At 46.2% G+C, this 22,942-nt stretch carries 21 protein-coding genes and 1 other RNA gene; 3 read left to right on the forward strand and 19 right to left on the reverse strand.

Annotated features, from left to right (window positions below; all coding sequences use genetic code 11):
- Positions 1-149 precede the first annotated feature (149 nt).
- A complete protein-coding gene (locus tag ACYCSE_RS00315) occupies positions 150-641 on the reverse strand; it encodes a LiaF transmembrane domain-containing protein (RefSeq protein WP_459700744.1) in 492 nt (163 codons plus the stop codon).
- A gap of 160 nt (positions 642-801) precedes the next feature.
- Positions 802-1,461, reverse strand: coding sequence for a TerC family protein (locus ACYCSE_RS00320; RefSeq protein WP_013311114.1), 660 nt, complete (start codon positions 1,459-1,461; stop codon positions 802-804).
- Positions 1,462-1,678: 217 nt separating this feature from the next.
- On the opposite strand from ACYCSE_RS00320, the gene ACYCSE_RS00325 reads away from it, so the two are divergent.
- A complete protein-coding gene (locus ACYCSE_RS00325; RefSeq protein ID WP_459700747.1) occupies positions 1,679-2,374 on the forward strand; it encodes a TerC family protein in 696 nt (231 codons plus the stop codon).
- Between the two features lie 71 nt (positions 2,375-2,445).
- Here ACYCSE_RS00325 and thiI read toward each other — a convergent pair whose 3' ends face one another.
- The 6 genes from thiI to ACYCSE_RS00355 form a co-directional block, all read right to left on the reverse strand.
- Positions 2,446-3,672: a tRNA uracil 4-sulfurtransferase ThiI gene (thiI, locus tag ACYCSE_RS00330; protein WP_069289993.1), complete on the reverse strand. Its 1,227-nt coding sequence runs from the start codon at positions 3,670-3,672 to the stop codon at positions 2,446-2,448.
- Position 3,673: 1 nt separating this feature from the next.
- Positions 3,674-4,822: a cysteine desulfurase family protein gene (locus ACYCSE_RS00335; RefSeq protein ID WP_459700750.1), complete on the reverse strand. Its 1,149-nt coding sequence runs from the start codon at positions 4,820-4,822 to the stop codon at positions 3,674-3,676.
- A gap of 156 nt (positions 4,823-4,978) precedes the next feature.
- A complete protein-coding gene (locus tag ACYCSE_RS00340) occupies positions 4,979-5,671 on the reverse strand; it encodes a lytic transglycosylase domain-containing protein (RefSeq protein WP_250260921.1) in 693 nt (230 codons plus the stop codon).
- A gap of 221 nt (positions 5,672-5,892) precedes the next feature.
- Positions 5,893-6,285 (reverse strand): hypothetical protein, encoded by a 393-nt coding sequence (locus ACYCSE_RS00345; protein ID WP_061828535.1) that lies wholly within the window; start codon positions 6,283-6,285, stop codon positions 5,893-5,895.
- 44 nt (positions 6,286-6,329) lie between these two features.
- A complete protein-coding gene (locus ACYCSE_RS00350) occupies positions 6,330-6,557 on the reverse strand; it encodes a DUF1540 domain-containing protein (RefSeq protein WP_061828536.1) in 228 nt (75 codons plus the stop codon).
- A gap of 187 nt (positions 6,558-6,744) precedes the next feature.
- A complete protein-coding gene (locus ACYCSE_RS00355) occupies positions 6,745-7,251 on the reverse strand; it encodes a YpuI family protein (RefSeq protein WP_061828537.1) in 507 nt (168 codons plus the stop codon).
- 185 nt (positions 7,252-7,436) lie between these two features.
- Between ACYCSE_RS00355 and ACYCSE_RS00360 the strand changes: the two genes are divergently transcribed.
- Positions 7,437-9,317: a S8 family peptidase gene (locus ACYCSE_RS00360; protein WP_459700754.1), complete on the forward strand. Its 1,881-nt coding sequence runs from the start codon at positions 7,437-7,439 to the stop codon at positions 9,315-9,317.
- Positions 9,318-9,374: 57 nt separating this feature from the next.
- Here ACYCSE_RS00360 and ACYCSE_RS00365 read toward each other — a convergent pair whose 3' ends face one another.
- Both ACYCSE_RS00365 and pdxR read right to left on the reverse strand, forming a co-directional pair.
- Positions 9,375-9,605, reverse strand: coding sequence for a hypothetical protein (locus ACYCSE_RS00365; RefSeq protein ID WP_081112406.1), 231 nt, complete (start codon positions 9,603-9,605; stop codon positions 9,375-9,377).
- An 88-nt stretch (positions 9,606-9,693) separates the two neighbouring features.
- On the reverse strand, positions 9,694-11,169 hold the full coding sequence (gene pdxR / locus ACYCSE_RS00370) for a MocR-like pyridoxine biosynthesis transcription factor PdxR (RefSeq protein ID WP_459700756.1): 1,476 nt from the start codon (positions 11,167-11,169) through the stop codon (positions 9,694-9,696).
- 116 nt (positions 11,170-11,285) lie between these two features.
- Here pdxR and ACYCSE_RS00375 point away from each other — a divergent pair, with 116 nt between their 5' ends.
- Positions 11,286-12,506 (forward strand): aminotransferase-like domain-containing protein, encoded by a 1,221-nt coding sequence (locus ACYCSE_RS00375; protein ID WP_459700758.1) that lies wholly within the window; start codon positions 11,286-11,288, stop codon positions 12,504-12,506.
- Positions 12,507-12,916: 410 nt separating this feature from the next.
- On the opposite strand, the gene rnpB is transcribed toward ACYCSE_RS00375, so the two are convergent.
- From rnpB to glyQ, 9 genes are all read right to left on the reverse strand, one after another.
- Positions 12,917-13,315: RNase P RNA component class A (gene rnpB, locus ACYCSE_RS00380), an RNA gene on the reverse strand.
- Between the two features lie 103 nt (positions 13,316-13,418).
- Entirely contained in the window at positions 13,419-14,534 is a 1,116-nt protein-coding gene (locus tag ACYCSE_RS00385; protein WP_250260917.1) for a Nif3-like dinuclear metal center hexameric protein, read from the reverse strand.
- On the reverse strand, positions 14,510-15,271 hold the full coding sequence (locus ACYCSE_RS00390) for a tRNA (adenine(22)-N(1))-methyltransferase (protein WP_459700761.1): 762 nt from the start codon (positions 15,269-15,271) through the stop codon (positions 14,510-14,512). The genes ACYCSE_RS00385 and ACYCSE_RS00390 overlap by 25 nt, the downstream gene beginning before the upstream one ends.
- Positions 15,268-16,107, reverse strand: coding sequence for a hypothetical protein (locus ACYCSE_RS00395; RefSeq protein ID WP_250260914.1), 840 nt, complete (start codon positions 16,105-16,107; stop codon positions 15,268-15,270). The genes ACYCSE_RS00390 and ACYCSE_RS00395 overlap by 4 nt, the downstream gene beginning before the upstream one ends.
- A gap of 87 nt (positions 16,108-16,194) precedes the next feature.
- Positions 16,195-17,328: an RNA polymerase sigma factor RpoD gene (gene rpoD, locus ACYCSE_RS00400; protein ID WP_007431230.1), complete on the reverse strand. Its 1,134-nt coding sequence runs from the start codon at positions 17,326-17,328 to the stop codon at positions 16,195-16,197.
- Positions 17,329-17,371: 43 nt separating this feature from the next.
- Complete coding sequence (gene dnaG / locus ACYCSE_RS00405) at positions 17,372-19,246, reverse strand: DNA primase (protein WP_459700764.1); 1,875 nt, start codon at positions 19,244-19,246, stop codon at positions 17,372-17,374.
- Positions 19,239-19,715 (reverse strand): YaiI/YqxD family protein, encoded by a 477-nt coding sequence (locus ACYCSE_RS00410; protein ID WP_322171351.1) that lies wholly within the window; start codon positions 19,713-19,715, stop codon positions 19,239-19,241. Before ACYCSE_RS00410 ends, dnaG begins: the two co-directional genes overlap by 8 nt.
- 121 nt (positions 19,716-19,836) lie before the next feature.
- Positions 19,837-21,912, reverse strand: a complete 2,076-nt coding sequence (gene glyS / locus ACYCSE_RS00415; protein WP_459700767.1) for a glycine--tRNA ligase subunit beta — start codon at positions 21,910-21,912, stop codon at positions 19,837-19,839.
- Positions 21,905-22,792 carry a glycine--tRNA ligase subunit alpha gene (gene glyQ, locus ACYCSE_RS00420; RefSeq protein ID WP_023989480.1) on the reverse strand — a complete coding sequence of 296 codons (888 nt, stop codon included), beginning with the start codon at positions 22,790-22,792 and terminating at the stop codon, positions 21,905-21,907. Before glyQ ends, glyS begins: the two co-directional genes overlap by 8 nt.
- Positions 22,793-22,942: the final 150 nt, after the last annotated feature.

A 22,942-nucleotide genomic window follows, 5' to 3' on the forward strand; every position in this document is an offset into this window, starting at 1 on the left:
CCGATTCGCGTGAAAACCTTAAAATAAGCGTCAGAAATCATTCCGACGCTCTTATCATATCCATTATATTATAGTTGAAATATGTCATAAAGCAAGACATTATTGCCTGTTCCGTAATTTACCGCCATAAAATCTCACAGCTTGTCGGTTTACCTTTTACGTTTGCCACGCTTGTTTAGGACCAACCAGATTCCAGCGCCAATCAGTAAAACTGCAATAACATATATGATACCCGTTCTTAGGGAGGTAATAACCAATAAAAGCACCGATACCAAGCCCAATATTACGCCCCCTGTATATACATTGCGAGAAAGCGAAATATCATTAATGGCGTACTCCCATAATCCAATCGCCACACCTAGAAGTAACAAAGGCCATAAATAGGCCATTAAATGCCAGCCCCAAATATTGCAGAGCAAAAATAAGAAGCCATAAACCGACAAAATCCCTGCCGGCAGCAACATAAAGGGTGAAACTTTACGCTTCATGTACATTGCATGCAGTACGATTCCAGGTATTAAAAACAGCAAAGGCCAAAAGTTTCGTCCCAAAAAGGAGAACGCCCCCAGTTTCCCCAACAAAATAATCAGTCCTACGGCAACAATGCCCACTCCGATCATACGCTCTTTTCCGGAATTCATCGTGGTCTCCTTTGTTTGCTGAATTTGTTTTTAGGTCTCTTAATGTGATTGTTTTTAAGTATATTTTTGTGAATATAGAGTCTTTACAAAAACCGAGTAAATCTGGCATTCGCAAAAACTCTATGTCTATTTTAGCCGATGTTTTCCAAAAAAACTACGTTCAAATATGGCGAGCTCGTAACTGACGATATATGCCTGCAACGACAACTGCTGTTGCCAAGAGTCCCGGTAACCATGCATGTATAAGCTCTCCCGTACCTGCTAACCATACACCCAATCGGGGATCACGCAGTAGCATTTCTCCTGCCGTAAAAGCCAGGATTGCAGATCCGAGCAAAACAAGTACAGGGAACCGATGAAGCCAGATCGCAATCACGTTGCTGCCCCAGACGACAATTGGAATGCTAATCGCAATCCCAATGACAATAATGGCGATATCCCCATCTGCTAGAGCTGCAATAGCTAATACGTTATCTAGACTCATCACAAAGTCCGCTACCAGAATCACCTGTATAGCCTTCCATATGGTTGTTTCTGCTCTTACTCCCACATGATCCTCATTCTCATAAAGCAGCTTAAACGCAATCCATAACAGAAGTAGACCGCCTGCCGCCTGAATAAAGGGTATGCCCAGCAAAATGACAGCTACAAAAGTCAAAACACAGCGCAGGAGGACTGCACCGACTGCCCCCCACCATATAGCTTGACTCCGCTGCCTTGCAGGCAAGTTTTTGCTCGCCATGGCTATAACAACCGCATTATCACCGCTTAACACCAAATTAATCATTAATATTTTCAACAGCAAAATGATATGCTCCATGTGTACAAACACCCCCATCCTACTTGTATGCGAAATAGGACGAGGCTATGCTTATAAGCCTTGTCAAATAAGTCATCATTTATTAAAAATTGATGTCAAATTTGTTGAGCAAAGACCTTGAAATCAATAACAAACAGCAATATAATGAATCGTATTTCCGAAAAACGGGTATTAAAATAAACAACATACAATGATTTTAGGATGTTTAATCAGGGAGATGAGAACGATTGATATGTCTGGACTTCAGTTCTTTTGGCTACTGCTTAATGTGATATTTATTGACCTTCTGCTCGCAGGGGATAATGCGATTGTAATTGGACTTGCCGCCAGAAAGCTGCCTTCTGCAACGCAAAAAAAAGCGATCCTGTACGGTACCGGTGGTGCCCTGCTCATTCGCATAGCAGCCACCATTGTGGTACTCTGGCTGCTTCAAGTACCATGGTTGTTACTCATCGGGGGTGTCATGTTAGTCTGGATCGCGTATAAGTTGCTCGTAGACCAGGAGGACCATACCGAAGTCAAAGCGGGAACAACGTTATGGGGTGCTATCCGTACGATTGTTGTAGCCGATGCGGCTATGGGTATGGACAACGTGATTGCTGTTGCTGGCGCGGCCCAGCAGCATTTGCTACTTGTAGTGCTGGGACTATTAATCAGTGTACCGATCGTTGTATGGGGTAGCACTCTTTTTATCAAGTTGATCAATAAATTCCCTTGGATTATCTATTTAGGATCGGCTGTGCTTGGTTATACAGCCTCTAATATGATTACTGAAGAACGTAAGCTGGAACCCTACTTTACTGAGCACCCTGCGCTGCGTATCTTGTTTATTACCGCAGTCATGGCAGGTATTTTGCTCACAGGATATCTTCAAAATCGCAGAGCAGTGTCCAGTCGAGAAAAAGCCGTCTAAAATGATTCAAAAACTGTTTTAATTAAAATAAAAAGGCAGACCCAAAATAGCTGGCGGGTCTGCCTTTTTGTTTAAAACCAATCTTCCTGTATAACTTCCTCTTTGCGCCCCTCTATAGCTCCGCCTGCCTCCAGGACAAGCGTCTCTGTTGTAGCCACAGCCTGTTCAATCAACACATTTAAATCCCGAATAGAGGCTTCAATCTTTTGAACAACCCACAAATTTGGATTGGTCGTTGGGGATTTAGGAACAAACAATGTGCAGCAATCCTCATAGGGGAGTATCGATAGATCGTAGGTGCCAATCTGCTTTGCGATTTCCGTGATCTCCTGTTTATCCATCATTACGAGAGGTCGCAGCAATGGTAATTCTGTCGAGCGGCCAATCACATTCATGCTGGATAACGTTTGACTAGCGACTTGCCCCAGACTGTCGCCTGTCACGAGTGCCAGTGCTCCTTCACGCTCAGCCAGCATCGTTGCAATTCGCAGCATAGACCGTCTCATTAGCGTAATAATCAGATTATCCTGTCCAGTGCGCGTAAAGGCCGTCTGCACCTCTGTAAACGGTACAAGGTGGATTTTGATCCGACCCGCATAGCCTGCTAATACCCTTGCCAAATCAATAACCTTTTCTTTCGCACGTTCACTTGTAAATGGATAGCTATAAAAATGTACACATTCGATTTCCAATCCTCTACGCATGGAAGACCATCCTGCTACCGGGCTGTCAATTCCACCAGACAGCAGCAGCATAGCTTTACCGTTCGTTCCTAACGGAAAGCCCCCTACAGCCATAATAACATCGCTGAATATATAGGCCGCCTGCTCTCTAACCTCCACACGTAACTCAATATCTGGCTGATGTACATCGACCCTCAACGCTTGAAACTCTCGCAATATAGGAGAACCAATTAAATGATTCATCTCTTGTGAGGAATGAGCAAACTCCTTCCATACTCTGCGGGCATTTACCTTGAACGTCGTTCCCTCGGTCACATTCAGCTCACGCATCAAAGCTACAGCGGTCTCAATGATAGCACCCAGCTCGACAGGAGCCATTTTGACAGGACTTATTGTCGTGATGCCAAACACTTTTTGTAACACCTGAATGATCTGTTCATAAGGCTCTCCTCCAAGAACCACATAAATCCGTCCAAATTCCTTCCGCAAAGAAGCACCGGGAAAGGGTTTGAGCAGCAGCTTCACGTGATTCAGTACTGCCTTTTCAAAACGAGTCCGATTCTTTCCTTTTAATGTAAATTCACCAAAGCGAAGTAACAGCATATCATAGTGCATTTTAACGTTTCCACCTTTCAAGGGATTCCAGCTTGGCTACAGCCTTTCGCAGTGCAAGTATAAGCTCATCGATATCCTGTTCCGTATGTTCATCACCGAAGCTTATACGAATGCCGCCAGACGCTTCTGCCTCATTGCATCCCATCGCCAGCAGCACCCGACTGGGTTCAGCCAATTTCGAAGAGCAAGCCGATTTGGTGGATACTACCACACCCAGTTGCTCCAGCGTATGCAGCATTACCTCGGCTTTCATGCCTGGATACGAAAAGTGGACAATATGCGGCGCTTCTTCCCCGCTGTTCAGCCGAAGTTGACGGATTGTCTTCACTTCTGCGACCACCCGTTCTTTCCACTCGGTCATACGGCGTGCTGTCTCTACTTGCCGTTCGCCCGCCAACCGTATCGCCTTAGACATACCAACAAGCAGCGGTACATTTTCCGTACCTGCACGAAAACCCTGCTCCTGAGAGCCGCCACTATGCAGTGGGAAAAGCTCTACACCTTCCCGAACGAATAGTAGTCCAGCACCTTTGGGTCCACGCAACTTATGCGCAGAGAGGCTATACAGATCAGCCTGCCATCCCCGGATATCAACCGGTAGCTTTCCAAACCCCTGTACACCGTCAATATGAAATAGTACGCGAGGGAACCGTTTCTTCAGCGCAACTCCGATATCATGCAACGGTTGCACCCTTCCCGTCTCATTATTGACATGCATAATACTGACTAAAATCGTATCTTTACGGACAGCGGCACAAACCTGTTCGCCGCTCACATGCCCTTCTGCATCGACAGGTAAAAATGTAACCTCAAAGCCCAGATTTGTCAGTTGTCTGCAAGCTTCATACACCGACGGGTGCTCTGTCGATACAGTAACAATATGCTTGCCTCTGGTCTGATACTGCAAAGCTGCTCCCTTGATAGCAAGATTGTTGCTTTCCGTTGCCCCAGATGTGAAGACAATCTCTGATGGATACACTTCCAAAGCCGCAGCACATACTTCGCGCGAACGCTTAAGTAACTTATCCGCATCCTCTCCATATCGATGCATCGAGGATGGATTCCCGTAGTGGCGTCTCATGATCTCGGCAACTGTTGTAATCACCTCTTCAAAAGGCGGAGTTGTCGCGGCATAATCAAAATATTTCATTGCACTCCCCTTTTCCGCTCTATAACTGCTGCAACAAAAAAAGACCAAAACAGGGAAAGGCCGCACATTATAGCGACACCCTTTCCCCATATTGATCCTGTCTGCGGACCTAATCTAATTGAAATTACGCACTTTTTTCGTTGTAAGCTATAGGGCTTAGATCGTATATTTTTCACGTGCATTTTGAATTTTGGTAATATATCTTTGCGTTTCCACCGGAAGCTTGTCCAGTACAGCCATTAACTGTTCATCACTATTTACACCAAGCCGCTGCACCCGTCCGGGACCTGCATTATATGCAGCCAGCGCCATATTTTCTTGTCCGTTAAATCGTTTAATCTGGTAGGACAAATAACGAACACCGGCATCAATATTTTGAACAGGATCATATGGGTCGCTGACTCCCAGGCCTTGAGCCGTAGCATCCATAAGCTGCATAAGCCCTTTGGCTCCGGCCGAAGAAGTGACCGACGGATTAAACGAAGATTCCGTATCAATAACCGCTTTAATCAACGCTACTGGAACGCCGTATTTCTGGCTAGCCTCGTTAATCAAATCATCATATGCTGTAGGTGTTGTGGGTCCGTCTGTTGCTGTGCTGGAAGGAGCGGGGTACAATGACGAAGCCGTCCCCCTCGAAGGTCCCAATTGAAGCCATAGCAAACCGTTTTCGTCTCTGGTAACATCACTTGAATTTTCTCGTGTCACAGCACCATCTGTTTCCAACTGACCTACTTGTTCCAGTAATCCGGAAAAAGCGTCCGTTGTACCCATCTGGGTTGTAGCACTCATATTATTTAACAGCTGCATGTCTAACATGGACTTGGACACGCGCGGATCAATTTGCATGTGGTGTTCCCAACTTTCTATAGTTGTTATATCCCAAATAGCTTGTCATTACTGCTATGATACAACTTTTTACTATGTACTTCCATACCTTTTAATGAAAAAAAGCTCCGTTTCTGTCGAAAAGACAGCGGAGCTTTATAGATCAGCTTTAATGTAATTATATCACTAAGATGATTTTTCTCGGATATACAAAAGAAAACTGAGCTTGTTCTCCAGTAGGGTCAACGAACGAACGGGATAAAAGCAAAATAACTCAATGTCGCTAGCGCCCCCAGACCAATCGACCAAATACCGGTCGTTTTGCTGCCATTCACATAAGCAAAAAAACCTAAAACTGCAGCAATAGGTCCCAGCACAATTGACCACATAAACAATGAGGCAATTCCTGCAGCCAGACCAATATAGCCAGAAATACGGCCACTATTGTTTATAACCTGCTCTTCACCCTTAACCTCATGTCGAGTCACAGCTGAGCCGGGAGCAACCTCAGCTGCATATTCCTCACGATCATTACGGCGCTTGGCAGATCGTTCATGAATGTGACGGGGGTAATCTACACGTTCGCGGCTAACATGCTCTTTACTCTGATGCTTGTCATTTTCATGATCTTCCATAATAAACTGCACCTCCAAATGCGAAATGAATCGCGCAATAAAATTTACACGGACTTCGGCTTAAAAGTGTGGCAACAGGTTGCGGCTGACGTGGCAGCCTTATCACGTTCTTCTGAACTGAAGCTTTCTCCCGCATATTCTTCTTTAAATTTCTTACCGGCATGACCATCAACTTCAATCATGATCAAATCTGCCTTGCAAAAGTTGTTTTCTCCCCAATAATGGCAATTGGCTACGCTACACTTCACGATTGGCTTGGCCTCTTGGCTCATGATTATCACCTCGGATTCATTGTCCCCCCGCTACCCTGCACCTATGCGTTCATGGTATATGGCAGTTGGTGACATACGAAAAAAGCCGCTTCCTTCACCTCCTCCAAAATGGCAGGAAGCAAGTAGAAAACGGCTTGCTTGTCTTGTTTTAGTTTTTGATTAGAAATGATCTTCCCCGTTGAATGCTTTAGGCATGAGTACGTCGAGTCTGCATCCGGCGCTGAGTCAAATAGTCACTTTCATAATAAGTCAGATCATCACGCAATTCTTCAAAATTTTTCGTAATGTCCATGATCACTTCGCGAGCGGCTGGCACTGGCGTTTTACGGAAGCGAATAGCATCTTGTCCCGTATACGCATAGCGTCCATCCTCTGCGTAAGATTCATTTTTGGGATAAAAAAAGCTGTTCACGCAGTCATGGTAAACGTTATACAATGCCTTCTCCGCAAAATCGACGTCAAAATTGGCACGGCGTAAAGCCACACCCAGCTTTTCATAAGATACTTCGGAAAAAACAAGGACATGACGGAGATCCGACAAAAGGCCTTTGTAAAAAAGTACGGACTCCTCATTGCCATCTGCAGCAAGTTGCGGCAGAGCATGCTCATTGAGGAATGTTTCCACCCGTTTCACGGCAGTTTTCAGTCTCTCCTGCGCCGACTCACATAATTTTTGTACGTTGACTGCTGACATCAAGGCAGCTCCCCCTTATTTGTTGCTTGTTCATCAATTGGTTACCCGAAAATAGTCCCTTCTAACCGAAAGAGCTGTAATTTTCAGTATTTATCCTACCACAAATGAGCATTGAAAGGTATAAAAACATGCCAACCTCCTCACGCTAAACCATAAATTTATGAATACTCAAGGAGGACGGTCCCATGTCTCGGCGAAAATGGTTAAAACCCCTGCTCGGAGCAGCTGCCGGGGTGCTTCTCATCACACTGATGCTGCCTTCCCGTGATCACCGCCATACACCGCAGCCCGAATATACGGCCAAGATGGTGCCACAGCAAGAGAAGCAGCTCAAAAAAGGAATGTTGGCTTTGGACCTGTCCGCTACGGATACCCTCACACGCATGGATGCAAGGCAGGATATTCAATACGTGATGCGGGAGCTTGATGGTAAAACTGCTGATCAGAAAAGGCAGTTTACCCGCACGCTCCAGCAATCGCACAGTCATCTTCATACGTTACTGTGGATTCACACACGCGACGGGAACACGAGCACCTATACGGGCGGTAAATCACAAACTCGTCTGCTGAGTCATCCTCAAATTAAAAGCAGTTTGGCCGCGGCTCGCCGTTCCGTCATGCAAAATAAATCCTACGAATCTGCTGCATTTCAGGCTGAAGGCGGTAAATATTTTGTCATGGCAGAACCATCTGCTGACGGAACATGTGGCGTTGCTGCCCTGGTCAGTCAGCAAGTATTGCGAGACGTGGAGAAGCATCAGCGTAAGAATTTGCGTTTGATTCCCTATCCAAAAGAAGGCAGCTACAAAATCGAATCCGTAAATCCCGACACATTGCACGATATTACTGTCAAGACGGGCCACGACAACGAAAATGCAAGTCATTATTTTGAAAACGAAATTGTCGTTCGCTTCCGTCACAATCCTGATTCACGACAACTGCAGGAAATTGCAGCAGATTTACACTGTGCGCCAGGCCGCAAGCTTGGTTATACCTATGTATTTCATTCAGATAAGATGAACTTCAAGGAGCTAAAGCAATATTTTTCAAGAAAGTGGAACCCGCTTTATATTGAGCCTCACTATATGTATCTAACCAATGAGAAAACACCTATCCAAGCGGACAGCTCTATCCCCAATGATTTGCTCTTTTCCCGCTATCAATGGAATCTGCCGGCTACGGAAACCAACCGGGGTTGGAAATTAAGCAAAGGCAGCAAGGATGTAATTGTCGCTGTCGTAGATACGGGAGTAGATTTGGATCACCCCGACCTAAAAGGTCAAATCCTTTCAGGGCATAACGTGGTAAACCCGTCTGAAAAACCTTATGATGACGTCGGTCACGGAACGCACGTCGCCGGCATCATTTCTGCCCTCGTGAATAATGCTGAGGGAGTCGCTGGCATGACATGGTACAACAAAGTCATGCCGATTAAGGTACTTGACCAATCTGGCTCCGGTACGACTTACTCGGTTGCAGAAGGTATTATATGGGCAGCTGATCATGGGGCCAAGGTCATCAATTTGAGTCTGGGCAATTACGCACAAGCTGAATTTTTGCATGATGCGATCAAATACGCCTATGATAAAGATGTCGTATTAGTTGCAGCCACAGGTAATGACAATACGGAACGACCTGGCTATCCAGCAGCGTATCCAGAAGTATTTGCCGTTTCCGCTACAGATTCTTCTATGCACCGTGCATCCTTTTCTAACTATGGAGATTATGTAGACGTCATGGCTCCAGGTGCAAGTATCGCCAGTACGTACCCAGGGAATCAATATGCTGCACTGTCAGGCACTTCCATGGCCAGTCCCCATGTATCAGCGCTTGCTGCACTGATTCGATCCATTAACCCCGATCTGACCAACAAAGAGGTAATGGAATTAATGAGAAGCAGCGTAATTGACTTGGGCACACCAGGGCATGACAAATATTTCGGGTATGGTCAAATTGACGTGTATAAAGCGTTGAAAGCAGCACAACGTCCATATGTTCCTTTGCAATTCTATCCACAGCATTTAAGTGACAAGTTAAAATCAATTTTAAAGAAACTGGAAACGTAAGATTCCTTATTGGAAAAAAGCAGCCATGTTGCTCCATGGCTGCTTTTTTGGGCTTTATTAACGCTTGGAACTGCTGCGAACAGAACGCTTGCCATGGCTGCGAGTATGACAGCAAGGTTCTCCAGGATCCTTTATACTCACCGGAAATACGTGATGAGGCACAGGTACAATGTGCGTCTGATTTACAATTTCAATCGGATGAACCACAGGCACGACTTGTGGGAAAAATTGATGATTTACAAATTGGATCGGCGGGCACACGATCGGGTCGTAAGGGCAATGACTCATAATGTGCAACTCCTTTCGGTGAATTAGTACAGCATATTAAGAAGGCAGGTGCTGTGCTTGGATGTTTACCCCCTAATACAAATATCCCTTATAAAATAGGCTTCCGCTCAACAATGACCGAACGATCAAGCAGTTCACCCAACAAACGGCACAGTTTGTGAAGACCTGTTTTAAGTGTTTCCTTGTCCGCATACGAAAAAGAAATACGGATATGATTACTGTCCATACCACCTGCATAGCATACTGCCCCAGGTAAAAAGGAAACGCCTTCTCGGTCAGCCAGCCGCTCCAATTCTGGAATATCAACATTAGGAGGAAGCTTAATCCACACATTTAGGCCGCCTTCGGGAGCATACCAGCTGACCTCTGGCGGAGCATAGCGCTGGAGCGTGTGCAATGCGACTGTCAACCGATCCCGCATTTGTTCCCGCAACCAAACAAGATGCTGATCAAGTCGGTTCTTGATAAAGGGCAGTAGCGCTTTTTGCGTTAATAGAGGGCTCCCCAAATCCGTAGTAGACTTGGCAGCCACCAAACGATCCATTACACTGCCCGTGGCCGCTACACAAGCTATACGGCAGCCGGGAGCAACGGTTTTGCTAAAGCTTTTGATATATATCACATGTCCGGACTGATCATGCGCCTTGATAGAGAGTGGCGGCTTTGTTTTATAATAAAGGTCGGAAAATGGATCATCTTCAACAATGAGACAATGATAACTTTGAGCTAGATCCAGTAATTGTGTGCGTCTGGCCATCGTTAAAGTTACTCCGGTAGGATTATGAAAAGTGGGTATCGTGTAGATCAGTTTTGGGGGATGAGTGTCGCAAAGACGTGTGAGGATATCGATCCGCATGCCCTGCTCATCCATCGGAATCATAATTACTTTGGCACCACGACTGGTAAACACATCAATGGCCCCCGTATATGTAGGAGCCTCCATGTAGACAACATCTCCAGAACCAACAAAAGTACGTGCCACCAAGTCAATCCCTTGTTGGGCACCACTGGTTACGAGTAGCTGCTCTGCCACTGTGCATATACCGCGTTCGTTCAAGTGATCTACAAACACTTCCCTCAGCGCTAAATCACCTTCAAAAGTCCCATATGCTGCCATTTCATCGGGATTTCCAGAGGATAGACGTTGAGTATCAGCAATGATTTCGCGTGTAGGAAGAAGCTCCGGTTGAATTGCTGCTATATGAAAAGAATAGGGAACCTGTCTGCTATGGTTAAAGTTTCTCCATAGCTGTGCGCGCGGCAAATAATCGATCAGCGACATTTGCCATGACAAATCCTGCGCTCCCTCTCGTTGAACAGCTACCGAAGGCTCTGCTACATAGCAACCTTTTCCCTGTGTACAGGTAACCAAATGAATAGACTCCAGCTCAGCATACGCCTTGCTTACAGTTACGGGACTTACCGCAAGTAGGCTGGACAGATGACGGACAGACGGAAGCTTTGTGCCCTGAGGCAGCAATCCAGACTGGATGCGATCTGCTAATGTTTTGGCAATCTGTAAATATAATTTGACACTGCTATTGCGGCTGAGATCAATATGCATCGGAACTGTCCCCTCCAAAAATCAACTGTTACATTTAGACGTTTACTGTTATACTTCATTATCGATATAATACAACAAATTTCATAGTACAGTATAGAACACAGGAGATGATTGGATTGGAACACAAATTTTCGGGTATGGCTCGTACTCAGGGCTCGTCCATGGTAAGGGACATTTTAAAGCTGACACAGGGAACAGATGTGTTATCTCTGGCAGGCGGCCTTCCTGCCGATGCCTTTTTCCCCATCGAAGCTGTTGCTAAAGCCTATGAGCGGGTATTTCGCCTCAGCGGTACTACCGCTCTTCAATACGGCCTAACCGAGGGCTACATTCCTCTACGGGAACGTCTTGCAGCAATCATGTCATCCCAAGGCATCTCCGTCACCAGAGATAATATCATTATGACGACAGGCTCACAGCAGACCATTGATCTGGTTTCGCGTGTGTTGCTCGATCCGCAGGATACTGTATTGGTGGAGTCCCCTACTTATTTGGCCGCTCTTCAGGTATTCAATTCCTATGGTGCCAACATTGTAAGTGTAGATACAGACTCTAACGGTATGCAATTAGATGATCTTGAAGCCAAGATCAAAAAACATCAGCCTAAATTCGTGTATGTCATCCCCACCTTCTCCAACCCGGCAGGAAGTGTTTGGAGTATGGAACGCAGAACAGGCGTTGTTGAACTATGCCGTAAATACGGCACTTTGATTTTTGAAGATGATCCTTACGGACGTCTTAAATTTGACGAAAACCTTAACTTTCCATCCCTTTTCTCAATTGATCAACAGTTAGGTGGAGACAGTCATGTAATGTACACTTCTACATTCTCTAAAACTGTCGCTCCAGGTGTTCGCTCTGGATGGTTGGTAGCCGATCAAGCTATCGTCGTTAAAGTCGCGAATGCCAAACAATCTGCCGATCTGCACTCCAGCAGTATTGATCAACGTGCTTTGAATGAGTTATTGGACTTTTTTGACTTGGACGGACATATTCGTACCGTGTCCGCCGAGTACCACACTCGTATGCTACGTCTCACATCGCTGATGAAAGAACGCCAATGGGAAGGAATCACATGGGATGATGCACTTGGCGGTATGTTTATGTGGGTTACCCTACCTGAGGGCTTCCGTTCTGACCGGTTGCTGCAATTCGCAATTCAGGAAGGAGTCGCATTTGTGCCTGGACAAGTCTTCTATGCTGACCTGAGCGGCAGCAACCATATGCGAATCAACTTCACGCATACCGATCCTTCCCTGCTTCCAAAAGCAGTTGATCGATTGGATCGAGCACTGAAGATGTACACAGAGGAAAGTGTGGTAAAAAGCGTACGCTGATGGAGTTGGCAGAACACGTACGTGAGGCCCGCTTCACGTTGTTTTTACGATCGCTGTTATCCCTGATTCGTTTGGATTTTGAATAGTGGTGGAATCTGGGACAAAAGCCGCACGCCTCGCTTCTATAGATTCAAATGCGTTGCTACGCTGACTATGTGCCTCTTCCTCGCACGTTTTTACGATAGAGGGAGTAAAAATTAAAATGAAAGCCTCCAGTAATTATGCTTGGGGGCTTCATTCTAAAAATGCACTATTTCTGCGCAAATACGGTATGTTAAAAAGGGTGTGTCATGATTCCCACAGGAATATGACACACCCTTTTTAATTCAATAAATACATTTGGATTAAAGGCTTTCATGCAAACAGGTCATTTACAAAAGTTAAATTCATACATTTTAAGGTGTTGCAGTGGGGAAAGTTTTCCGTAAGCCGGGTTCTGTGCTATTCGTGGTACAGACGGGAACTACCCTCCCACTACAAGCGACAATCATCTATCTAGGCCGAACATTGCTATCCAGCTCCAGCGACCAACCTAGACACGCCTCGGGCTAAGGCTGCTTCGCGAAGAAGCTGTGTCCCATTAGGTCTTGCTCCAGATGGGGTTTACCAGGAACGAAGTCACCAGCGTTCCTCGGGGTCTCTTACACCTCGGTTCCATCCTTGCCTGTGCCGCAAGCGGCCATCGGCGGTCCATTTCTGTGGCACTATCCTTCAACTCGCGCTGACTGGACGTTATCCAGCATCCTGCCCTATGGAGCCCGGACTTTCCTCTCGCGGCTTACGCCGCCAGCGATTGTCTGTCAAACTTTCCGAACAACATTACATAGTATACAGGGAACGCGCGCACGTTACAACCCTGAAAATATTGTAAAAAGTAGAAAGTACCTTTATTTTCTCATAGACGTTGAGGTTTTACAAAAATTGAAAAGGTTCGGTTTCCACCTGAGATACATGTACTTCCGTTGAGTATCGACCTTCTGCCAAGCGTTTACGCATCCACTCTGCAGTTTTAGGCTTCATAATCTTTTCAGCGTTATGTCCAGGGTCAATAATAGCAATCCCTGCCATAAGGGCATCCTGAGCCGTGTGATAGTCAATATCCCCCGTGACTAATACATCAGCCCCCTTAAAAAGCGACTTGTTCACATAACGGCTGCCAGAGCCCCCAAGCACGGCTGCCTTTTTGATCGTACGATCTAAGTCGCCCACCACACGTACATGCTCGACGTTGAGACCGTTTTTCACAACATCGACAAACTCCCGTAACGTGCGGGCTTCCTTGAGCTTGCCCACCCGCCCCAAACCAAAGCTACGGCCTTGCAAATCCATATGGTACAGGTCATAAGCCACCTCTTCATAAGGATGAGCCTTCAGCATCGCTTGAACAACTTTATTGCGTACACCCTGCGGTACAATGGTCTCAATACGAACCTCTTCACTACGTTCCATTTTACCCGGCTCACCCAAAAACGGCTGTGTGCCTTCACCCGGCACAAAAGTTCCGTAGCCATCAATGTTAAAGCTGCAATGGCTGTAGTTGCCAATATGTCCAGCTCCCGCCCCCAGTACGGCATCCAGTACCCGTTGATGATGTGTTTTGGGTACGAAAACGACAAGCTTGAATAATTGCTCGGTGTGAACATCCTCCAGCGTACCTTCACTTTGAATACCCAGTGCTTCCGCCATCCAGTCATTCATGCCGTCCTCAGCCGTATCCAGATTCGTATGACTGATGTAGACAGCAATATCATTCTTGATCAGCTTTTCATACAATCTGCCCGCAGGCTGATCCGTGTTCAAAGCTTTAAGTGGGCGGAATATAATCGCATGATGCGCAATAATGAGGTCTGCTTTTATGCGGATTGCCTCTTCGACAACCTCATCATTAACATCCAGGGCTACTAATATGCTTTTGATTTCCTTTTGCAGACTACCCAGCTGAAGCCCGATTCTATCGTCTGGAACTGCCAAGTATTTTGGAGCCAGCTGCTCCATGTAGCTAATTACTGTCTGTCCTTTGGCAAACATGCAAGTACCTCCTCTAGCTGTTCAATTTGCTTGCGCAATTGTTCCCGCTTATGCTGTGCGGATTCCTGATCTGACCGTGCCACTTGTGCCAGCACATCCTCAAGCTTGCGAATCTCCAATTTCCATTTATAAAAAAAGATTTCATTCGGTGCTTTAACCAATAGCGGCCCGAGTTGCATTAACAAATCCTGTGTCAGTACCAGCGAACTATCGGGAAGTTTCCATGGTTGATACAGCTCATCCTGTTTCAGTGGGCTTACCGAATCAGGTACTGCCGTCATAATCTCATATATTTTTCCATCTTCTTCCATAATATGTTCACTTGTTAGTACCCATTGATGTTCAATGAGCCATCGGCGTAAAATATCCTCGCCTACGTTAGGCTGTAGAACAAGTTGTTTTATTGAAACAAGCTTGTCTTTCCCTTGCTCTAGAATGGAAGCGATCAAGGCACCACCCATGCCGGCTATTGTAATAACATCAACCTCATTGACCTTAATTACAGCCAAGCCATCTCCCTTTCTAACCGCAATGCGATCAGTAAGACCTGCTTCGGCCACTTGCTTTTGAGCCGCACGCAACGGCCCATCGTTGACTTCACCCGCCACGGCTTGCGGTACTCTGCCACCACGCACTGCAGCCACAGGGAGCAGTCCATGATCCGAGCCAATATCCGCAAGTCTGCTCCCGGCAGGAATTTGTTCCATAATATATTGTAATCGTTGAGAAAGTTTCATGTCGTCACCCACGTAATCCATTTTTTTCGAGTCCAAAATAAAATCCCTACAACAAATGCCAACTTCAGTATGCTGTAAAACACCACATCACCCGCTGCTTGATGGCGCAGGATAATCATGTCTGCTTCAGCCATGAATGCTAGTGTCATGCCTATAGCGAAATAAACCAAAGCGAGACGCGGAAAGCGGCGATGTACCCACCAGCTTAACCAGATCAACAATACTGCGTGCAAAATCCAAAATGCCTCAAGCATCACTAAAGTTGCTGTAGGCCAGTAGCGGCCTATAAGGACCGCGTACACTAAAAGCAGCCCAGCAAGACCACAGTAATGAAGTAAGCTGATCCGCAAAGTTAATCCCACAAGACACCATACTACACCGCATAGGCCTACGAGAAAAAGAAACAAAACCTTAGCTTCACCTTGATGGAGCTGAATGATCCACACACCCGAACCCAGCATAATCGCACTGCCTAAAGTGCTCAACATCGCACTCATACTCTTTTCGGAAGACCGCCAAAATGCGGCCACTCCATAGCAAATCGTAGTAACTGCACTTGCCGAGAATATTTGCATTGCCAACGGAAAAGCGGTAAAATAAAAACCGATCAAACAAATGCAGGAAATAATGACAAAACCAAGAAGCCAGGCGATCCCATGCCCGTGTCTAAGATATGTAAGCAGCCCGGTGTTGTTACGGTTCTGGCTCTGCGACGGCTCTTCGTCCTCCCGATACAGGTTAGACAAAAAATCGCAATATTGCTCAGGGAGCAGCCGACTTCGCCGCCAATGCTCAATTTCATGTAACAGTATTGCCCGTTTTTTCTCCTGGTCCAAGCTTCTTCCCCTCCACCAAGGCTGCCATGAGATAAAAAAAGACCCCCTGCGCGCTTCAAGCCGCAGAAGGTCCGCAATGTTACGCTTCTATTCGAGGAAATCCTTCAGTCGCTTACTGCGGCTTGGATGGCGCAACTTACGCAGCGCTTTGGCCTCAATCTGACGAATACGTTCACGTGTAACACCGAACACTTTACCCACTTCTTCAAGAGTTCTGGTTCTTCCGTCGTCCAAACCAAAGCGGAGACGCAAAACATTCTCTTCCCGTTCGGTCAACGTATCCAGTACATCCTCAAGCTGTTCCTTCAGAAGTTCATAGGCAGCCGCATCTGCAGGCGCCAATGCTTCCTGATCCTCAATGAAATCCCCCAGATGTGAGTCATCCTCTTCACCAATTGGTGTTTCCAATGAAACTGGTTCTTGGGCAATTTTCATAATCTCCCGTACTTTTTCCACGCTCAGCTCCATCTCGGCAGCCACTTCTTCCGGCGTAGGTTCGCGCCCCAGCTCTTGCAACAGTTGACGCGATACGCGAATCAGCTTGTTGATCGTTTCCACCATATGCACTGGAATACGGATCGTTCTCGCCTGATCGGCTATTGCGCGCGTAATGGCCTGACGAATCCACCAGGTTGCATACGTACTGAATTTAAAGCCTTTTTCGTAATCAAATTTTTCTACTGCCTTAATCAAACCCATATTACCTTCCTGAATCAGATCCAGGAAAAGCATTCCGCGACCAACATAACGTTTAGCAATACTTACAACCAGACGCAAGTTCGCTTCTGCCAACCGACGCTTAGCTTCTTCATCGCCGTTATTGATCCGTTTGGCAAGCTCCACCTCATCATCAGCAGAAAGCAACGGTACACGACCGATTTCCTTCAAGTACATCCGGACCGGGTCATTAATTTTAATACCGGGAGGCAGGCTCAGATCGTCATCGAAATTAAAATCATCCCCATCATTGTTTTCCGGGTCGTCATTTTGACGCAATCTGGTAACTTCTTCGTCGTTGTCATTCACAACCTCAATCCCCAAGTCACCCAGCTGCTCATAAAACTCATCCATTTGCTCGGGGTCCTGATCAAACGGCGACAGTTTTTCCATGATATCTTTGTAGTTCAGAGAGGAACTTTTTTTACCCAACTCAATCAGTTGATCTTTAACCTGATCCAGTGTTAGTTCCGTCTCCAGTTCAGTATGCTGATCATTCGCCATCTTTCGACTCCCTCCTCCCTAGAAACATCCGACCTCTGTGTGTTCATTGTCTCTCTAGGGCTATAATCTCACTTGCAATTTGTGCTGCGCGCAAAAAGTCACCTAAGCGCTCAGCGGCTCTCATTTCTTCCCTTTTCAAATCCAGTTGCTCCTGCAATGGAAATTTTCGCACTTGATGAATATAATCATCCAAAATGTGCGGTGCCCATACGCCTGGAGCATCCATCATCATGATCGAACTTACGTTCTTCTCCAGTCGGTCGTCTTGCAAAGATGAAATAAAACGGCTTGTATCCGGTAACTTCCCTTGCGCGTAATAGGCATATAGATAAGCAGCAATTGCTGCATGATCCTCAATATTAAAGGCGTCGCCCAGATGCTTTTCTACATACTCTGCAGCTTCTAAATCCTGCATCATCCAGTGAAGCAGCCTGCGTTCAGCCACATGGTAAGCTGGCAACAGATTAGGTGTGGAGACCTGCCCTTTTTTATGCCTACCATTATTCCACCCATTTTCGTTATTATCCCCAAAGTTCTGTTTTTTTTGCAGGGATTGACGGAGTAAATTGCATTCTTGCTTCAAGGTTTCAAAATCCACCTTGACTTCGGATGATACTTCGCGCAGATACACTTCCCGCTCGGTCGGGGATGACAGAGGTGCAATGACATTTAATGCTTCGCGGGAATACGCGATTCTTCCTTCTTCCTCTTGCAGTATATGGTTTTTTTTCAGATATATAAGCTTAAATTTCACCGTTGAAACAGCACTTTCGATAATTTGGCGCTGGAATCGTTCGCCGCCGTATTGCCGGATAAAATCATCCGGGTCCATACCGTCACTGACCAGCGCTACTTTCACGTGAAGCCCCGCATTTTCCAACAGCGGAAAATTTTTAAGCGCAGCAGCTTGTCCTGCCCGGTCACCATCATAACAAATAATAACCTCGTCGCACAGTCCTTTTAACATCGTAGCATGGTGCTCCGTTAGAGCAGTGCCCATGGCGGCCACCCCATTTTGTACGCCAGCTTCCCACGCCGAGATAACATCACCATAGCCTTCAAAAAGAACACTTTGGCGTAGCTTGCGAATTGAGGTTTTAGCATGATGGAGATTGTACAGCGTTCGGCTCTTGTTGAATAGCTTGGTCTCCGGTGAATTCAAATACTTCGGCTGTCCCTCACCAAGTATACGGCCTGCAAAGGCAATAACTTTTCCGTTGCGATTCCAAATGGGAAACATGATACGATCTCTGAATCGATCCACATATCCATCACCCTCATGCCGGGGAGAAATAAGCCCTCCCTTTTCCATCTCCACGGGATCAAAAGAACGCTTCTCCAGAAACTGAACGATCGTATCCCATCGGTTGGGTGCATAGCCAATTTGAAATTGATCAATGATCTTGTCACTGAATCCCCGTGAGCGCAAGTATTCCATGGCTGGTTTGCCGTGCTCCGTATTTTTAAGCAAAAAATGGTACATCTTAGAAGTTAACTCATACGCTTGCAACAGCCTGTCCAACTCAGGATGCTGATGCGATGAATCACGTCCCTGCCATTCGCCGAGCGGGATATGACTTTCTTCTGCCATTGTCCTGACAGCTTCGGGAAAGGATAGTCCTTCGATTTCCATCATAAATTTGATGGCATTGCCTCCCGCGCCGCAGCCGTAGCAGTAAAAAATCTGACGATCCGGTGTCACGGTGAATGAAGGGGTTTTTTCGGAATGAAAAGGACAGAGGCCTTTCATATATTTCCCCTGCTTGGTCAAATGCACGTACTTGCTTACCGTATCTACAATATCATGATGTTGTAAAACAGACTCAATGATATCGTCCGGTATGTTACCTTGTCCGGCACTCATATTAACCACCTTCATCTCTTTAGCACGTAAATATAATTCGATACCGTTATTCATTCTCCTGCAAGCGAAGTAAAAGTTTTGTCAGTTTATGTTGAAAAACTTCACGATCCTCTAATGTAAACGGTTTAGGACCTTTTCCATAACGTCCTTTTTTCCGTTCTTTGGCAGAAGTATGGCGTCGGTCAAGCATGAAATCTATCGAATCGTTTCGATACATAGCTCCGCGAAAAGACATCACTTCGCAACCTTTTGCCAAGGCAAGTGCAGCAAGACCATAATCATTGGTGGTCACAATATCTCCGCGGCGGATATGATTGGCAATATAGAGATCGGCACTTTGGTCGCTTCGGTCTACTTTAACGACGCTTACGCCTTCGCTGCCCTGAATGAGATGATCATATGAAGATACCATAATAACCTCAATATGAAAACGGGAAGCTATATCCGCAATTTCACTTTTAACAGGACAAGCGTCCCCGTCAACAACGATCCGCACATCCAGTAAAGTTCCGGTTCCCTCCATGAGCATCCCCCATCTCCATCCGCATTCGAGTAAAATACGGAACGGCTGCAAGATTACTCTTACACCGTTCCGTATATTTATACCCATTTTTTCAAGTTGTTCATACTACCACAACTAACGTTTAAACTACAAGCTTGGAAAAATCGGCAAAACGCTTCAGTTCTGAGTCAATAGCAGCCAGCAATGCCAAACGATTATTACGAACAGCATCATCCTCAGCCATAACCATAACGGAATCAAAGAATGCCGTCACCGCAGGGGTAATGGATGAAGCAAGCGCTAACGCTCGTGTCGCATCACCTTCCTGTAAAGCTACGCTATAAGATTCATAAGCGCTAGACCATGCTTCGTAAAGCGTTTTTTCGCCTTGCTCCGTAAACTCACTCGTATTAACTAACTTATGCACTGCTTTAGCAGCCAGATTGCCTACACGATTAAAGGATTCAACTGTTGCTTTGAATACCTCACCTGTTTGTACGGCAGTCATTAATGCAGTTCCGCGGTTAACAACGGAAGCAACATCGTCATATCCAGCTGCAAGCACAGCATCCACAACGTCATAGCGAAGTGTCTCAGACAATAGTTTCTTCACCCGTAATCCGAAAAACTCATGTAATTCTTTACGTATTTCATCCGCGGAACGTTTCATATTTCCAAGGTTGCCGTGCACATCGAGCGCGATATTGAACACATCAGACAACGTAGCCGAAAGCTTACGATCCAACAAGATTTGCACAATACCTGCTGCCTGACGACGAAGCGCGTAAGGGTCCTGTGAACCTGTTGGAATAATACCGATGGAGAAGCATCCTGTAATGGTATCTATCTTGTCTGCGATACTTACAATCGCTCCAGCATTCGTTGAAGGAACCGTTTCTCCTGCATAACGCGGTTGGTAATGCTCAAACACCGCTCTCGCCACTTCTTCCTTCTCTCCAGCCTTACGAGCATAATCCTCACCCATCACACCTTGCAGTTCAGGGAACTCATATACCATTTGTGTTACCAGGTCAAATTTACAAATATCCGCTGCTCGACTAACCGATTCCTGTGTATCTGAGGAAACGTGAAGTTTCTCTGCCAGAGCATCAGCAATACGGCGAATCCGGCGCACTTTGTCTCCAACCGTTCCCAGCTCTTCGTGGAAAACGATACTTTCCAGTTTGGAGAGTGCATCTTTAATTTCCAGCTTCTGATCTTCTTCATAAAAGAATTTGGCATCAGACAGCCGCGCACGCAATACTTTTTCATTCCCTTTAGCAATGACTTCCAGCGATTGACTTCCTCCGTTACGTACCGTAACAAAGTATGGCAGTAGCTCTCCTGTGCGATCCAGCACTGGGAAATAGCGTTGATGTTCACGCATGGAAGTAATGAGTACATCCTTCGGAATGTTCAGGAACGCAGGATCAAAACCTCCGAACAGTACTGTTGGGGTTTCCACCAAATACAGCACTTCTTCCAGCAGATCATCCTTGACCGCAATCGTCCAATCTTTTTCGGCAGCCAGCGCTTCAATTTGCTTTACAATAAGCGTTTGACGTTCCTCAATGTCCACAATGACATGCTGCTTGCGAAGTACTTCAACATAGTCAGCTGGACTTGCTACAACGGCATCCTGTCCCAGGAAACGATGCCCTCTTGTCACATTTCCTGACTGCACGCCGGCAATCTCCAAATTAACAATATCGTTACCAAACAAGGCAATCAACCAGCGGATCGGACGAACAAATTTAAAGTCATAACTTGCCCATCGCATGAATTTAGGGAATGTCATGGCATGTAAAATGTGCAATAAACCTTCGGACAGTACATCCGCTGTTGGTACACCTATGCTGCTCTTAGTGGCGTAAATATATTCCACGCCTCCAAGCTCCTTGAATGTGAACTGTTCAGGATCAACACCTTGGCTGCGAGCAAAGCCTAGTGCAGCCTTGCTCCAGTTACCAGATTCGTCGAGTGCGATTTTGCGGGAAGGACCTTTAACTTCTTCGTTAATATCTTCTTGCTTCTCCGCTACTTCCTTGACAAGTACCGCCAAACGGCGAGGTGTAGCATAAGCCTCTACAGCACCATAAGCAATACGCGAGCTGTCAAGCCACGCCGTCATACGCTGCTTCAACTGCTGAATCGCATTCGGGATAAAACGTGCAGGGACTTCTTCCAACCCGATCTCAAACAATAAATCCTTAGACATTTGCCGCACCTCCTTTCTTCAACAGCGGGAAGCCCAGCTTCTCGCGCTCCTCCAGATAGGTCGCAGCCACCTGACGCGCCAAATTACGTACTCGTATAATAAACCCGGTCCGTTCCGTCACACTGATCGCTCCGCGAGCGTCCAGCAAGTTGAACGCATGAGAACATTTCAGCACATAATCATAGGCTGGAAATACAAGATGCTGCGCCATCGCTTTATTTGCCTCTTCTTCGTACATATTAAAAAGAGTAAAGAGCATTTTGACGTCAGATACTTCGAACGTATACTTGGAATGCTCAAATTCAGGCTGGTGGAAAACATCACCGTACGTGATTCCATTGACCCACTCCAAATCGAACACATTCTCCTTGTCCTGGATGTAGGAAGCAAGACGTTCCATACCATACGTGATTTCTACGGCAACCGGACTGGCATCAATACCGCCCACTTGCTGGAAATAGGTGAATTGGGTAATTTCCATACCGTCCAGCCATACTTCCCAACCTAAGCCCCACGCTCCCAACGTCGGTGCTTCCCAGTTATCTTCAACGAAACGAATATCATGCTCCAGAGGGTTAATGCCCAAACGGCTCAAACTCTCCAAATACAATTCCTGAATGTTATCCGGTGAAGGCTTCAAAACTACTTGGAACTGATGATGCTGATACAGGCGATTCGGGTTCTCACCATAACGTCCGTCTGACGGACGACGAGAAGGCTCAACATAAGCTACATTCCACGGCTCAGGTCCGATCGAACGTAAATACGTCATTGGGTTCATCGTGCCTGCCCCTTTTTCCGTGTCATACGGCTGTACAATAATACAGTTGTGTTCAGCCCAAAATTGTTGCAGCGTTAAAATCATCTGCTGAAAATTCATTGGTACACGCTCCCTTTCTACTTCCCTCAAATGTTGGTGATTTCTTCTCATTAAGCTCGTATGTACAGGGCTATTTTATCCCAAAAGCCTTGCTAGAGACAGCAAAAAGCCCCCGCCTCTACGCCTGTACAGACGTAGGGACGAGAGCTG

This window comes from Paenibacillus sp. SEL1 (assembly GCF_054602535.1).

Excerpts from the sequence above, each read along its gene's own strand:
- ACYCSE_RS00365 (WP_081112406.1), bottom strand. The coding sequence starts at position 9,605 with ATGAGTCATTGCCCTTACGACCCGATCGTGTGCCCGCCGATCCAATTT.
- ACYCSE_RS00340 (WP_250260921.1), bottom strand. The coding sequence starts at position 5,671 with ATGCAAATTGATCCGCGCGTGTCCAAGTCCATGTTAGACATGCAGCTG.
- ACYCSE_RS00390 (WP_459700761.1), bottom strand. The coding sequence starts at position 15,271 with ATGAAACTTTCTCAACGATTACAATATATTATGGAACAAATTCCTGCC.
- ACYCSE_RS00320 (WP_013311114.1), bottom strand. The coding sequence starts at position 1,461 with ATGGAGCATATCATTTTGCTGTTGAAAATATTAATGATTAATTTGGTG.
- ACYCSE_RS00355 (WP_061828537.1), bottom strand. The coding sequence starts at position 7,251 with ATGTCAGCAGTCAACGTACAAAAATTATGTGAGTCGGCGCAGGAGAGA.
- pdxR (WP_459700756.1), bottom strand. The coding sequence starts at position 11,169 with ATGCATATTGATCTCAGCCGCAATAGCAGTGTCAAATTATATTTACAG.
- glyQ (WP_023989480.1), bottom strand. The coding sequence starts at position 22,792 with ATGAATTTTCAGCAGATGATTTTAACGCTGCAACAATTTTGGGCTGAA.
- ACYCSE_RS00335 (WP_459700750.1), bottom strand. The coding sequence starts at position 4,822 with ATGAAATATTTTGATTATGCCGCGACAACTCCGCCTTTTGAAGAGGTG.
- ACYCSE_RS00410 (WP_322171351.1), bottom strand. The coding sequence starts at position 19,715 with ATGGAGGGAACCGGAACTTTACTGGATGTGCGGATCGTTGTTGACGGG.
- thiI (WP_069289993.1), bottom strand. The coding sequence starts at position 3,672 with ATGCACTATGATATGCTGTTACTTCGCTTTGGTGAATTTACATTAAAA.
- glyS (WP_459700767.1), bottom strand. The coding sequence starts at position 21,912 with ATGTCTAAGGATTTATTGTTTGAGATCGGGTTGGAAGAAGTCCCTGCA.
- ACYCSE_RS00345 (WP_061828535.1), bottom strand. The coding sequence starts at position 6,285 with ATGGAAGATCATGAAAATGACAAGCATCAGAGTAAAGAGCATGTTAGC.
- ACYCSE_RS00385 (WP_250260917.1), bottom strand. The coding sequence starts at position 14,534 with ATGTTTGCCAAAGGACAGACAGTAATTAGCTACATGGAGCAGCTGGCT.
- ACYCSE_RS00360 (WP_459700754.1), top strand. The coding sequence starts at position 7,437 with ATGTCTCGGCGAAAATGGTTAAAACCCCTGCTCGGAGCAGCTGCCGGG.
- ACYCSE_RS00325 (WP_459700747.1), top strand. The coding sequence starts at position 1,679 with ATGAGAACGATTGATATGTCTGGACTTCAGTTCTTTTGGCTACTGCTT.
- ACYCSE_RS00350 (WP_061828536.1), bottom strand. The coding sequence starts at position 6,557 with ATGAGCCAAGAGGCCAAGCCAATCGTGAAGTGTAGCGTAGCCAATTGC.
- dnaG (WP_459700764.1), bottom strand. The coding sequence starts at position 19,246 with ATGAATAACGGTATCGAATTATATTTACGTGCTAAAGAGATGAAGGTG.
- ACYCSE_RS00315 (WP_459700744.1), bottom strand. The coding sequence starts at position 641 with ATGAATTCCGGAAAAGAGCGTATGATCGGAGTGGGCATTGTTGCCGTA.
- rpoD (WP_007431230.1), bottom strand. The coding sequence starts at position 17,328 with ATGGCGAATGATCAGCATACTGAACTGGAGACGGAACTAACACTGGAT.